The sequence below is a fragment of the Legionella fallonii LLAP-10 genome (assembly GCF_000953135.1).
Taxonomy (GTDB): Bacteria; Pseudomonadota; Gammaproteobacteria; order Legionellales; family Legionellaceae; genus Legionella; species Legionella fallonii.
This window is the reverse complement of the sequence record NZ_LN614827.1, coordinates 1-15329: the sequence shown is the minus strand read 5'-3', so window position 1 is coordinate 15329 and position 15329 is coordinate 1. Positions and strand designations below refer to the sequence as shown.

The following is a 15329-nucleotide window of genomic DNA, read 5'->3' as shown; positions in this document are numbered from 1 at the left end:
CTTATTCGACATCCTCTAATAAAAGTTTAGTACATATTTTAAAAAATTTGTTGTCCTTCGTATGCTCTTACTTTTTAAAGATAATTTCATGACAGTTTAAAGTGAATCCGTTAATATAACTTCGGCCGTATTCTGAAACATCCCCAACAATAAATTTCAGCCATAGCTAAACTTATAAGGAGATTGACATGACGTTCACCTGCGAACAAATAAAGCAATTAGATAATCCATATGAAAAGCTTAATACTGCCGATGTATTAGCAGAACACCATAGTGAACTAGACAAATTATCTCCAAAAGAGATGCATGACTTAGCTGTAAAAATATTAATGGCCTGTCCGGCAGAAGAAATGGAAAATTTTGCTCATGAGGTCGATTCTTTTCAATCCTCGAAGTCAACCTTTAGTGTAGTACTTGCCAGGGCATACGAAACCAAAAAATGCATCCTTGCTTTGTCGAATCCTGAACAAACTAACCCCCACGAATTACTCATGGATGAAGAAACCAATGAAGGAATATTGAATGAATTTGACGATCTGGCTTTAAATTTATTGAGCGGTAATGAAGTGACTATAGCCACAAGACTCGCTATAGCCACCCCGATGAAAAGCCGAAGCGCTCTCTCATTCAACGTTAGCAGAGTATTTACTGAAAGTGAATTTGCCGAAAAAGTAGGAGCTGCTTTAACTTTACGTCGAGAGATAGATCGTTTTCTATTAGGAAATAAACCCCAAGATTTTTTCACCAGCAACGAATTTAATTTAGATTTATGTCATGAGTTTTCAATACTGTTGATGTCACTGTTGGAAGGTCGTGAACAAGAAATAGGGGAAAAATTAGCGCCATTAGAGCATCAGCAACGCCATCAGATTAGCCGTCAGCTAGATCAATTAAAGAACAAAGCTCATGATAAGCACTGTCCTTTTAAATTGATTATTGCAGCAATGAACTCTCCAACGGAATCGCAACAAAAAATCACAGTGGATGAAAGCAGTGTTAGTAATCCATATCGCCAATTTAATACATCACCTAGAGCACGGGCGAAACAACCCGCTGAAACAACTCTTACTGCCGCACGTTCAGATGCAAAAACAAACATAGAATCCGAAGATGAGAAAAAAGAAGAAAGTTGTGCTTCCTCATTCTGTGGCTTATTAAAATGGTAGTTTATTCTCCCTACGCCCTTACTTTGTAAGGGCTAAAACGCATCACCTACATTTTTTATAAAGAATTCACATTAAATAGTTGTTTTCATCTCATTACCCATTAAACTGCGCTAAAAAAATTACACATAAACTACAATTAATGCTAGTACAATACGGGTTTTTTTTGATAATATAGGCTTATTTTTAGTCTAAATTTCAATAAACCGAGAATTTGTTAACTAATATGCAAACAAGTTCTTAAAAACAGGGGAGTTCAGTATTAAGAACTGAACTTAAGTGAGGAAAATCACTTCATAAATATTGTAAATGGGAAAGCTAATGAAACAAAACAAGTTAAAGGTAGGTCTGGTGCAACAACAATGGTATGAAAATGCCGAGGAACACCAGGATAATTTAGCCGCGGGAATAAAGTCTGCTGCCCAGCAAGGCGCTCAACTCGTTTGTTTACAAGAACTGACCCTAAGCCCTTATTTTTGTACCCGACCCGATGTGGATGGTAGCCCATATATGGAAGATATCCATTCGGGACCTACGGCTCAATTCGTTGGACGTGTGGCTAAAGAAAATAATGTGTGTATCACTACATCCCTTTTTGAAAAAGCAGGTTATAACACTGCGGTAGCATTTAATAACCAAGGTGAACTTATTGCTATTACCCGCAAACAACACATTCCGAGCGGGGAAAAATATCATGAAGACTTTTACTTTAAACCAGGGGATTCTGATTATCCGGTTCATTCTATTGCAGGACACAAATTAGGCTTACCAACGTGTTATGACCAATGGTTCCCTGAGTTATCACGCATTTATGGATTAAAGGGTGCGGAACTCTTAGTTTATCCTACAGCCATAGGCGGAGAACCAACTGCACCAGGTTTTGATAGTCAACCGATGTGGCAAAAAGTTATGGTGGCTCAAGGCATTATGAGCAATACTTTTGTTATTGCCATAAATCGCATTGGTTGTGAAGATGACTTACAGTTTTATGGCAGTAGTTTTATTAGTACGCCAACGGGTGAAGTTTTAGTGCAAGCTCCTCGCAATGAACCCGCTGTTTTGGTAGCAGAATTGGATTTTGACCTGCGCGCTTTATGGGGACGATTATTCCCATTTTCCCAACAACGTGAACCGGAAACCTACCAGGAATTGATTAAACCATTTGCATAACGAGTAGATATCTCCTGGACACAAGAGTATGTGTTGCTGTGACGCTTATTTTACTGATGAGTCAATGAGGCGGACATAGAAACACATTCAACATCGCAGGTAGACAAAATACTCGGCAATGTGGGGAGCATTTAAATCAGATTAATCCATTTGGAACAACAGACAATGAACAGCAAAGAATCTACAGACGAAAACTTATATAACATCGAAAATTGGGGTGAAGGCTATTTTAGCATCAATCCCAAAGGAAATATTGAAATCAGCAGAAAAGCTGGAAAAAAAGGGGTTGAGTTACAAGCAATTGTAGAGGCAGCGCAAAGATTGGGATTACATTTGCCCCTTCTAATTCGTTGTAGTGATATTTTACATGATCGCGTACACCGTATTTACCAAGCCTTTACGCAAGCGCAAGAAGATACTGAATATTCTGGTACCTACAAACTGGTTTACCCTATCAAAGTTAACCAGGAACAAAGTGTTGTCAGGGAGTTGTTAAAATCTCCGGAAAATAAAATAGGACTTGAAGCAGGCAGCAAGCCCGAACTCATGGCGGTTATAGGGATGTTAGGAGATCAATGCAGCACTATAGTGTGTAATGGATACAAAGACAGTAGTTACATCCGTACAGCGCTAATAGCCCAGCAAATGGGACATACCGTTTTTATCGTAATTGAAAAGAAATCCGAGCTAGATATCATTTTAAATGAAGCAGCACGTTTACAAGTCAAACCGACGCTTGGTGTGCGTATTCGTTTAGTCAGTAAGAGCGCCGGCAAATGGGAAAATACCGGTGGTGCTAAATCCAAGTTTGGTTTAAATGCCAAACAAGTATTGGAGTTAGTAAATCAATTAAAAGCCCATAATATGCTTGATTGCTTGCAATTAATGCATTGTCATCTAGGTTCACAAATCGCTAACATCCATGATATTCGTCATTGCATGCAAGAAGTTGCTCGCTATTATGTTGAATTACGTCAGTTGAATGCCCCAATAGATACCATAGACGTAGGCGGTGGCCTCAGTGTTGATTATGAAGGTACTCGAGCGAATAAAGGTTGTTCTATGAACTACAACCTCAACGAATATGCTACACATATCTTATTAGCTTTAAAACATTTGTGCCAAGATGCTGACGTTCCTGAACCTAATATTATCTCAGAATCTGGTCGAGCACTAACGGCACATCATGCGGTGCTCATATCAAATATTACTGATATAGAAATAATTGATAAGGCGCCGGTTCTACCAGAAATTGAAGAGGAGGACTCTCACGTCATCCGCGATATTTATGATACCTATCAAGCGATTACCGATAGCTCTCCCTTAGAAATATACAATTATGCAGAACATTCTCTAAATGAAGCTCATTCTTTATTCAAGCATGGAGTGATCAGCTTACAAGATAAAGCTAAAGTTGAGGCCTTCTATACTAATATCTGTATGGAATTAAAAGAACGATTGGATGAAGAGAACCCAACGGAACAAGCGTTGCTATTTAAAATCAATGAAACTATGGCGGCAAAAATCTTTTGCAATGTTTCGTTCTTCCAGTCGATACCCGATGCCTGGGCTATAGGACAAGTTTTCCCTGTAGCACCCATTTCTCAATTGACTGAACAACCCAGCATGCACAGCATTCTGCAAGATTTGACTTGTGACTCTGATGGCACTATAAAATTGTATCCTGGTAGTTCCTGTGTTACATCAACTTTATTGTTACCACCCTATGATGAAAATGATCCTTATGCTATAGGCTTTTTCTTAGTAGGGGCATATCAGGAAATACTTGGTAATTTGCATAATTTATTTGGTGATACCAATTCTTTAGATGTAAAACTTTCTGATGACGGGCAGTTTGAGCTTAATGATTTGGTCAGTGGCGATACGGTAACTAATGTGCTGAATTTAGCTCATTTCGACACGAAAAAACTGATTCAATCTTATGAAAGACAGTTAATTCAAGCCGAACTACCTAAAGAAACCATGCTTTCTTATCTCAATGAATTAAGAAGTATCTTTTCCCAATTAACTTATCTTGATGGACGCAGACCTTAATGAACAATACACCAAAACAAGCAGGATTTTCCATGCCAGCAGAATGGCATACCCATGAGCGATGCTGGATGGCATGGCCTTGCCATCTGGAAACTTGGTCTAAAATAGGGCTGGAACGAGCACGGTCCGCCTATGCGCTCGTTGCCCAATCTATAGCGCAATTTGAACCAGTTACTCTGTTAGTTAATCCAGGGGATGAAAAATCAGCCAGGCAATATTGTAATGACAATATTAATATGGTCGTTCTTCCAATTAATGATTCATGGACAAGAGATACAGGCCCTACTTTTTTATTAGATAATAATCAACAATTGGCTGGCGTTGACTGGATTCACAATGCTTGGGGCGGCAATTACCCAGATTGTGCTTTAGACAATAAAATTGCCTCTGCGGTTATAGAATTGACTCAAGCCAACTATTTCCATGCTCCACTAGTAATGGAAGGTGGTTCTTTTCATGTTGACGGCGAAGGCACGGTTTTAACTAGCAGGGAATGTTTACTCAATCCTAATCGTAACCCTAACTTATCGCAACAAACTATAGAGCAATATCTCTATGATTATTTAGGCTGCGAAAAAATCATTTGGTTAAATCAAGGGTTATTAGGTGATGAAACTGATGGGCATATTGACGAGATAGCCTGTTTTGTTGCTCCAGGCAAAGTATTGTGCCTCATCACTAAAGATCAACACGATCCAAACTATTCTCGATTACTAGAAAACTATGAGATTCTTAAATCAGCTAAAGATGCAAAAGGACGCTCATTAGAAGTCTATACTGTGGAGCAACCACCAGCGACCTATCTTGATGGCGAGCGCCTCACTTTATCTTATATTAATTTTTATCTAGCCAATAAAGGTATCGTTATGCCAGCATTCGGCCATGAGGCCTATGATAAATCAGCCTACCAACTGTTTACCGCAATATTCCCTGGTTATCAGATAACACAAATTGATGCACTTGACGTATTTGCTGGAGGTGGGGGCATTCATTGCATTACCCAACAACAACCGGTAAGCAAATAAATTGTTTACTTAACTAGCGTAGCATAATACGGGAATGCCCTAGCTCCGTGCACTGCAATCCCATATTACGCTGCGCTAATCCTGGCTACAAAAGCTTAAGATAGCACCATTGGGCAACCAATTGCCCGACACAAAATTTGCAACCTGGTATAGCTCCTGCCAGTCCAAAATACCAATGACTAAAAGTTCTTTTATTTTCAATAATTAATAGAAAGAAAATACCCACTGCTCTTTGAGAAATATCTTACAACTCTGTAAGCGATCTACGCAATGACACTGACACCCAAGAGTGTATACTTAAAATACAAAGGGATGACATGGACATGTCTGACAGGACGTCAAACACAGGGACAAGTACAATGGATGTACTTCGCTGCAAGGACGCAGCACTCTTCAACTGGATTCAATCCTTAACTAATCATTTATCATCACCGTAGTAACTGAGTTAAGTTAGTCCTAACTGAGCCACAATTTTACCATACCCTACATTGAGGCGACATGAATGTCTATTCTCTTAGAAAATTATTGATACAGTAAATCCTTAATCAGTTAGTTATAGCCCTACTTCCAACCTACCTCTTAAATTGTTGTTATTGGTTGAACAGTTACTCCCCAAAAGCAACTACTGAAGTACTTCGTACCACTTTTGTCGTGACATATTGATACAAGCAGCATACAATTCACAACCATTTTACTCATCAATTAAATAATATGATTAATGCAAAAACATTTTAATCGATTATGAGCGTGATTAATGTCCTTTTACATACATAATATAGAGGTGTCGCTATATGTTTTTTTCTAATAAGAAGAAACCAGATAATGGTTTCTTTAATGTGGTTCCCAGAGAGGTCACTTATTTAATAATTTCATTAATTTCAGATGATGTAAAATCGTTAAACCACTTAGCTATGGCTAATTCATCTTTTAAAGAATTGGTTTCTCATTTCCCCCATGAAATACACGCTCAAATTGGCAATACATTATTTAAAGGAACCTATGCGCAACTGATGGATCAACAGAAGCAATTGTTAGATTTTCAACATACAGTAGAAGTTGTACGGCAACAAAAAGATGATGAAAGAAATAATATTGCTGAAGAAAGAAAAGTGCTTGAAGCAAAAGCAAAGGAGATAAAAAATACGTGGACTCCTCAAGATGGAAAAGCTTGTTTCCTTCTTAATGAAGAAAAAGGATGCACTGTATGTTGTTGTCTGACAGGAATAATTGGTGGCAGCATTACTTCTTTCTTTATTTCTTGGCCATGTTATGCTGGTGCCTTTCTGGGAGCAACATTAACAACACCTATCCCTATTATTCTGTCACGAGGGACTCAGTGCTGTTGTAATATGTGTGTGCAATGTGGAATTAACGCGGTTAACAGGCGGGAAGACAACTTGGATGCTAAGTTCCCTGAACCTCAATTTATGCTGAAATAGTTGGGACGCAAGCGAGGAGAAGGTCCCTGACCATCGCTTAAAATTCTAGCATCAAACGTTGCTCGTACATAAAAAATATTTAGAATGGAATTTGCATCCTTGGGTAAAGCGATAGAACTGAGTTTCTGCAGACGGAGACCAGATATTCCCCATGGATCAAAGCTCCATTTAACTAATTGCTCATCTTGGTTCACTACTAGAGTAGAGCTTCCACATATCAAGTGTTTGACGGGCTCAAATGCCCCTAAATCTACTTTCTCAAAACCCATTTTATCAAAGAAAAAAATTCATGGTGACGTGAAATATATACTTCGCCCCGCTCATTCAGCCGAAATCATTACTCTCAAAGAGATAGAGTCAGCCACTTACTGTCAGTAGATAACCCGAAATAGTGCCTGTGTCTAATATGGGTACTTTAGGTTTGATATATATAGCAGCAATGGATTCGTCAGCTTTAATTTTCCAATCTTACCTGTTTGCCGATCCACTTGAGTAATCTCATGTTCTTCAGCAAAGATAATGTATTGATCCCTAAAAGCATAGAGCATACTAAGAGCCCTGAAACAAATAACCATTATCTAGAAAATAAATATCAATAACTTTCATTTACTTAAGTGTAAGAATACGGCTTCTCTCACAAACGGTCAGCCCGGGTTGAAGCCAAATACAACCCGGAACATCCCCTAAACATCTATATTTTCAGCATCTAAAGCATTAGACTCAATAAAATCTCTTCTAGGCTCAACATTATCTCCCATTAACGTGGTAAAAATAGCGTCTGCAGCCACGGCATCTTCAATGTTAACTTGCAACATACGTCTTACGGTTGGATCCATAGTAGTTTCCCACAATTGATCAGGATTCATTTCACCAAGACCTTTATAACGCTGAATGGTTTGCCCTTTTTTGGCTTCATCCATGAGCCAATTCAAAGCTTGTTCAAAATTTTCAACTGCTAATACTTTATCTCCGCGTTTAATATAAGCCCCTTCTTCCACAAGATTGGCTAGTTTAGTACCTAGACCAACCATTTCTTTATAATCTTTGGAGTAGAAGAATTCAGCATTCATAGGGATATAATGGTCCATTCCATGCTGAGTAACTATTATTCGTGGAACATAAGTATTCGTGTCGGCTAACGCTTGCACATCAACTTTATATTGTTCTGTTTTCGAAGCAACTTGCTGTAAACTTAGATCTAATTGCTTACACCAGTCTGCAATTTTTTCTTCTTGATTAAAATCATCATTTTGCAACATAGGAAGATAAGCTACGCGTTTTAAAATGTCAGAGGGGTATCTACGCTTATAACGCTTGATAATTTTTTCCACTCGTCTAAATTGTTGTACTAACTCTTCTAATGCAATTGCCATAATAGCTGGCGCATCTTGTGCTGGATAAAAAGCAGCCCCATCCAAGGCACTTTGCGTTAAATAATCAAATAAAGCTTCATCGTCTTTTACATACTGCTCTTGTTTACCGCGCTTCACTTTATATAAAGGTGGCTGAGCAATGTAGATATACCCTCTTTCAACCAGTTCTGGGGTTTGTCTGTAGAAAAAGGTCAATAATAAAGTTCTTATATGGGAACCGTCAACGTCAGCATCCGTCATAATAATAATACGATGATAACGCACTTTATCAGGATCATATTCATCTGGACCAATACCACAACCCAAAGCAGTAATTAACGTGGCTACTTCTTGAGAAGAGAGCATCTTATCAAAGCGAGCTTTTTCCACATTTAAGATCTTACCTTTGAGTGGTAAAATCGCTTGAAACTTCCTGTCTCTTCCTTGCTTTGCAGATCCACCCGCAGAATCTCCCTCTACCAAGTAAAGCTCAGATAATGCAGGATCTTTTTCCTGACAATCAGCTAACTTTCCTGGTAATCCAGCTATATCCAAAGCACCTTTTCTACGTGTCATTTCGCGCGCTCGGCGAGCGGCCTCTCTGGCTCTAGCTGCATCTATAATTTTTGCTACTATAGCCTTAGCTGCAGCAGGATTTTCCATTAGAAAATCATTAAGTTTTTCAGAAACACTAGATTCAACGACTGATTTTACTTCAGAAGAAACTAATTTATCTTTAGTCTGTGAGGAAAATTTTGGGTCCGGCACTTTCACCGAAAGCACAGCAGTCAACCCTTCACGCGCATCATCTCCTGTTGGTGATACTTTTGCTTTTTTGGCATAACCTTCATTTTCTATATAATTATTCAGAGTCCGGGTTAATGCCGCTCTGAAGCCTGCCATATGAGTTCCACCATCTCGCTGTGGAATGTTATTAGTAAAGCAAAACAGCGTTTCCTGATAAGAATCATTCCATTGCATGGACAACTCAACCACTATGTTATCTTTTTCTGCATTCATCGAAAACACAGCTGGATTAATTGCTGTTTTGTTTTTATTTAAGTGCTCAACAAAAGCCTTTATTCCCCCTTCGTAATGAAAAGTATCTTGACGTTGAGTCCTCTCATCAAACAGATGAATACATACCCCGGAATTCAGATAAGATAATTCTCGCAAACGCTTGGCTAAGATATCGTAATGAAATTCTATATTGTTAAAGGTTTCAGCACTGGGTTTAAACCAAATTTGTGTGCCTGTAGTGGTTGCATCGCCAGTTTCTGCTATAGGAGCGTCAGGAACGCCATGCCGATAATGTTGCTCATGGATCTTACCATGACGTCGAATTACTAAATGTAATTCTTCAGACAAGGCATTAACTACGGATACCCCCACCCCATGAAGCCCTCCAGACACTTTGTAAGAGTTATCATCAAATTTACCTCCAGCATGGAGAATAGTCATGATGACCTCTGCAGCAGAGCGTCCTTCTTCTTTATGGATATCAACAGGTATTCCACGTCCATCATCTTTAACAGTAATAGACTCATCCGAATGAATTGTAACAAATATTTCTTTACAATGACCGGCTAACGCTTCGTCGATTGAATTATCAACCACCTCGAATACCATATGATGAAGTCCTGTGCCATCATCAGTATCGCCTATATACATGCCAGGTCTTTTTCTTACCGCATCTAAACCCTTTAGAACTTTAATATTATTTGAATCATAACTGGCGTCAACGCTCATTAGGGACCCTCATTACCTTCATAGTGGTAGTTCAAATGAGGTATTATAACACTATTTACCTTAGGTTTATATCTTCCAGGAAGGCACCACCTCAAAATTGATTTTACCATTTATGAATTATTTTTTTATCATTATAGGCAAGCTAAATATCAGCAATAGAACATATTTTCTTGATTGCTGCCCTTTGTTTTAGATTAATTTGTTTATGAACCTGACCTGATTTTGTATGACAAAGTTAAGGTCAAGGCCTCTTCCCAATACATTCGTGCCGAGGAGACTTTTTTTTGCGCTGTATCGAAGCCTACGCACAAGATCTTTGCTTTGATGGATGCTTCGTGAAGAGTTACCTCAGCGTTTTAGCACGAGTTGTTCCCATGTAGATGACGTTCTTATCCGAAATAGATGTTAACTGAATACTTTCGTTTTGCCCAAAGAATAGATGTTTTCACTAAAATTTATGGGAAAATAGTGTTGCTTTATATTTAGTGAATGTGAGTATAATTATCCAAGTATTGACCTAAGTATGCATTAATATCTTATCACTCTAATCTAGATAATATATTTTCACAGATTTCTCTAAACATTGCTATGTACTGTTTACGAGACTCTTTTCTTCAATAAGGATTGATGTTTCACGTGAAACATTAAATTCTCATCGGTTAATTATAATTAAACAAGAATACTAGTGCCTATTAGCTTTTAATCCTTGAGATCGACGTGTCATTCATTATGAATGATCCTTTAGATGCAACAACACGTAAAATACTCCAATAATCGATGTAGAACATGGAACTTCATTTAATTAAATGAGTTTAGTCCATCATGGCGCGCTAGGAAGCCAGTTGATGTAAAAAGATATCGTATTGGTCAAGGCCTTCCCTAGATTCCGCACATAAAGCTCGGAGCATCAATGTCGCTAAAAACAATGTCAACAACCTATAGATACAGAAAATAACTCGTGCTACGTGCTCGTTGGGAATGAATTGTTTAAGCATCGTGCTAGGCCAAAAATAATAAAAGACTTTAAGCGTTTACATGGCCATTATTAATATGAAACGTAGCTGCGGATTCAGAACTAATTAATTGGTTGGTGGCCAATAAAGAAGTATTTGTTGTTATAAAATATTGGCCCTTGCGACCGAGGAAATATTTTAACAATTTCATTTGATGTATCTCATCAAGTTCGGCAGCAAAATCATCTACTAAATACATACACTCATGATCTAACAATTCCGATTGCGCCAACTTCAAAGCAAATAAGATAATTTTTTGCTGTCCACGGGATAGATAGTGTTTTGCCTTTGTGTGTTCGCAATCAATAATCACATCAGCCTGATGGGCACCATATTGGGTAAATAATCGCTGATTATCTTGTTCAAAATAATTTGCTAATATATCTTTAAGTGAATGACCGCAATTCTTTTTATCCCACCCTTTGTAATAGGTAATTGAACAATTAATATCAGTCAACTCTTGCAATATCCTAGCAAATGATACTTGCCAAAGAGAAAAATAATCTTCTCGTAACAAATTAATTTCATCTGCAAGTGAACTCAATTGATTATCCCATGGGACGAAGTGTGAATACGGAGCGTGCATTTTAAGTAACGCATTACGCTGTTTCAAAACCTTCTTATATTCCTTTAATAATGACAAATAATTAGGTTTCACGTGAAACAATCCCCAGTCGAGAACAGCCCTTCTAACCGAAGGGCCTGCATCGATAATCTGAAAAATATCAGAGTAAAACACCTGACAAGGGAGTGCATAGGCAAGTTGGCTAGTGCTAGTACAATATTGATTGTTTAATTTAATTTGAGTCGGTTCAGAACAGGACTTCTGTATACTGATGGTATCTTGGCTCAAGGATTTAGCAAAAATGGTCAGGGTTGACTCCCCATGAGAAACTATAGGAGAAATTTCACGTGAACGAAAAGAATGGCCACAGCTCAATATATAAAGAGCCTCAAGAATAGATGTTTTACCACTACCATTCGGTCCAACAATAAAATTGAACCGTGAATTAAGTGACAGATGTGTAGAAGAAAGATTACGTAAGTGATGAATTTTTAAATCAGTTAGAATCATATTTTCATAGGCATAATGATGTATTGATAAGAATCATTTTCTAAAGCTTCTATCAATATACTGCTATCAGTATTCGACATAGATAAACGAATCTGCCCCTCACCTAAATGATTTAATACATCAAGTAAATAAGTTGCATTCAGTCCTATTTTTAATTCATCACCGTCCGTTTCTGCAATTAAAGACTCAACTGCTTCTTCTTGTTCATTATTATGTGCAATTAAAGTCAACTGTCCTGATTGCAAATGAAGCAATACTGCCTTTGACTTCTCATGAGCTAAAATAACAATACGAGATAATGAACGCTTCAGAGTCGCACAATCAATAAGAATATGTTTGTCTTGCGCTCTAGGTATCGCTTTAGCATAGGGCGGAAAGCGAGCCTCTATTAGTTTAGATAAGAAAACAAATTGCTTGGTGATCAATTTTACATGAGCCTTGCCAGCAGCAAGCAGTACTTGTTCATCAGGAATACAATTTAATAACCTTAATAATTCTTGCACTCCTTTTTTGGGCAACAACAATTTATTATGAACCAAATTAGAGCAAGAATAACGACAAACAGCCATTCTGTGTCCGTCTGTAGCAACAGCGGATATAACATTAGGCTCAAACTCAAGAAGTAAGCCATTTAAAAAAACGCGGACATCTTGTTGCGACATAGCAAAATGAGTCGATTGCAATAATTGTAATAAATCTAAACGAGGTAAAGTGAGCTCGACATCATTACATTCATCTTCACTAGAAGGGTAATTATCAGCAGGTAAAGTAGTTAGTTTAAAAGAACTACGCCCCTGCTTAATAGTTAAAATACCATTATCAAAAATAAATTTAGGAGTAGGTTGCTCATCAAGAGAGCGGATAATATCAATAAATTTTTTCGCAGGAACAGTGATACTACCAATAGAATTATTTGATTCGCAAATAACCTGAGCAGAAATTTCAATTTCCAAATCAGTCGCAGTAATGAATAACTGACTATCAGATAGCTTTAATAAAAAATGGGACAATATCGCTAAAGATTGCTTTTTATCAACAGCCCCAGCAACAGTAAGCAAAGGAGTCAGTAGATCTTCTTTTTTTATGACAAACTCAAACAAAGGAGCCTCCCAATTAATATACATTTAAGCGTAAGGTAGAATTATTTTTACGCACAAACGAGTCTGTTTAGCTTAGAACTCGTATATATATATTATTCTGTCCATCACGGCAAAGAATAAAAATTACAAGATAACATTTATTTAGTCACATAAAAGATACTTTAACTATCAAACTTAAGTGTATTAAGAAGATAAAATTCGCATCAAATTTTTATAATCTTCTGCAAAATCACTATCATCCTGAATTAATTCCTTAACCTTTCTACACGCATGAATTACCGTAGTATGATCACGGCCACCAAAATGATCCCCAATTTCAGGTAAACTATGATTAGTTAATTCCTTACTTAAAGCCATAGCCATTTGTCGTGGTCTAGCTATAGAACGACTGCGTCGTTTAGAGAGTAAATCAGCCACTTTAACCTTATAGTATTCAGCAACTGTCTTCTGGATATTTTCAATGGTAACTAACTTATCTTGTAGTGCAAGAAGATCACGTAATGCCTCATGAACAAACTCAATGGTAATAGGCTTACCAGTAAAATGGGCATTAGCAATCACTCGTCGCAAAGCGCCTTCAAGTTCTCTCACGTTAGAACGAATACGTTTAGCTATAAAAAAGGCTACTTCATAAGGCAATTCAATATTAGATTGCTCTGCTTTACTGATTAAAATAGCAACACGAGTTTCTAATTCAGGTGGTTCTACAGCGACAGTTAAACCCCAGCCAAAGCGAGATTTAAGTCGCTCTTCCATCCCTTCAATTTCTTTAGGATAGCGATCACTAGTTAAGATAATTTGTTGCTGTCCTTCTAACAAAGCATTAAAAGTATGAAAAAACTCCTCTTGAGAGCGATCTTTTCCAGCAAAAAATTGAATATCATCAATAAGTAACGCATTTAAGGAACGATAAAAACGTTTGAATTCATTAATAGAGTTTGTTTGTAACGCTTTAACCATATCAGCAACAAAACGTTCAGAATGTAAGTAAAGTACTTTAGCTTCAGGGTTATTTTTTAAAATATTGTTACCAATGGCGTGCATGAGATGGGTTTTTCCTAAACCAACCCCTCCATAAATGAATAACGGGTTATAGGCATCTCCTGGCCGTTCAGCTACTTGCATAGACGCAGCACGAGCCAGCTGGTTAGAATTTCCTTCTACAAAACTGTCAAAAACAAATTTTTTATTTAAGTGACTGCTTTTATAATCTACTGTTTTTTTAACACTAGCTTTTACCGCAGGAGCTCCACTAATAGAAACCGTCGTATCAGGAGAAGAACCAGGTGTTGATTCAGAAGGTTTGCTACCAATTTCAATAGAAACGGATTTAATATCATCACCACAAAACTGATTAATTAGTTCCTCAATACGGCTAAAAAAATGCTTTTTTACCCAATCGACAACAAAGCGATTTGGGGCCAGTAAAATTAACCGCTGCTCGTCGGTATGGACTTGCAAAGGGCGCAACCAAGTATTGAATTGCTGAGCAGAATACTCATCTTGCAATAACCCTAAACATTTTTGCCAAACAGTTGCAGACACAACATAACTCCTCATTAAATAAGGGTGGTAAAAAGAATGTAAAAACTAATTATCCACGGCTATAAATATTGCCACTGAAAGTACCTAGACAGCAAGATAATTAAATAGAATAAATTCAAGGATCAAAAAATAGACATAAGAATTAAAAAATTAAAACAGAATACTTACTAATAAATTACTCAAGGTGGTGAATTATACTCAGCTTGAGGTAAAACGCAAAGTTATCCACAAAAAAATATAGCAGAAAGAGTAAAGATCGATGCACAGTGTAAAGAATAATCATTAAAATTACCTATGGATAAATAAGTAGGTAAACAGAGAATAAGTTGAATATAAACCTGGAAACAAAATAATAAATTGAACTATGAACAAACAGATCACAAGCTAAAATCACAGTTACCAACAACATTAAAAACAATCTAACTTATTGAAAATAAAATAAATAATTAACTTACTAACAGCAATAAGCGTTCTATATAATAAGAATAAAGTATTTAAAGAATATATTATATTTATAATTACCGGACACTTTTGTTGTTAATAATTCTTTTTACACGGCTACTAGTGAAAATTAAAAATACACACCAATGACAGGTACGCAAAAATACTTCGGTTAGTTGGTGATAGGCTTGAATTTCATTGG

At 37.2% G+C, this 15329-nt stretch carries 9 protein-coding genes; 5 read left to right on the top strand and 4 right to left on the bottom strand.

Annotated elements, in window-relative coordinates; genetic code table 11:
* Positions 1 to 188 precede the first annotated feature (188 nt).
* The 5 genes from LFA_RS00050 (at position 189) to LFA_RS00030 (ending at position 6852) form a co-directional block, all read left to right on the top strand.
* Positions 189 to 1166 carry a lpg0008 family Dot/Icm T4SS effector gene (locus LFA_RS00050; protein WP_045094377.1) on the top strand — a complete coding sequence of 326 codons (978 nt, stop codon included), beginning with the start codon at positions 189 to 191 and terminating at the stop codon, positions 1164 to 1166.
* Between the two features lie 318 nt (positions 1167 to 1484).
* Complete coding sequence (locus tag LFA_RS00045; RefSeq protein ID WP_045094376.1) at positions 1485 to 2333, top strand: carbon-nitrogen hydrolase; 849 nt, start codon at positions 1485 to 1487, stop codon at positions 2331 to 2333.
* A gap of 165 nt (positions 2334 to 2498) precedes the next feature.
* Complete coding sequence (gene speA, locus LFA_RS00040; RefSeq protein ID WP_045094375.1) at positions 2499 to 4388, top strand: biosynthetic arginine decarboxylase; 1890 nt, start codon at positions 2499 to 2501, stop codon at positions 4386 to 4388.
* Positions 4388 to 5413: an agmatine deiminase family protein gene (locus LFA_RS00035; protein ID WP_045094374.1), complete on the top strand. Its 1026-nt coding sequence runs from the start codon at positions 4388 to 4390 to the stop codon at positions 5411 to 5413. The genes speA and LFA_RS00035 overlap by 1 nt, the downstream gene beginning before the upstream one ends.
* Positions 5414 to 6204: 791 nt before the next feature.
* Positions 6205 to 6852, top strand: a complete 648-nt coding sequence (locus LFA_RS00030; protein WP_045094373.1) for a hypothetical protein — start codon at positions 6205 to 6207, stop codon at positions 6850 to 6852.
* Between the two features lie 683 nt (positions 6853 to 7535).
* Here LFA_RS00030 and gyrB read toward each other — a convergent pair.
* The 4 genes from gyrB to dnaA form a co-directional block, all read right to left on the bottom strand.
* Entirely contained in the window at positions 7536 to 9953 is a 2418-nt protein-coding gene (gyrB, locus tag LFA_RS00020) for a DNA topoisomerase (ATP-hydrolyzing) subunit B (protein WP_045094371.1), read from the bottom strand.
* A gap of 1023 nt (positions 9954 to 10976) precedes the next feature.
* Positions 10977 to 12041, bottom strand: coding sequence for a DNA replication/repair protein RecF (recF, locus tag LFA_RS00015; RefSeq protein WP_045094370.1), 1065 nt, complete (start codon positions 12039 to 12041; stop codon positions 10977 to 10979).
* Entirely contained in the window at positions 12038 to 13141 is a 1104-nt protein-coding gene (dnaN, locus tag LFA_RS00010) for a DNA polymerase III subunit beta (protein WP_052674043.1), read from the bottom strand. The genes recF and dnaN overlap by 4 nt, the downstream gene beginning before the upstream one ends.
* Positions 13142 to 13324: 183 nt before the next feature.
* Positions 13325 to 14686 (bottom strand): chromosomal replication initiator protein DnaA, encoded by a 1362-nt coding sequence (dnaA, locus tag LFA_RS00005; RefSeq protein ID WP_045094368.1) that lies wholly within the window; start codon positions 14684 to 14686, stop codon positions 13325 to 13327.
* Between the last annotated feature and the right edge of the window lie 643 nt (positions 14687 to 15329).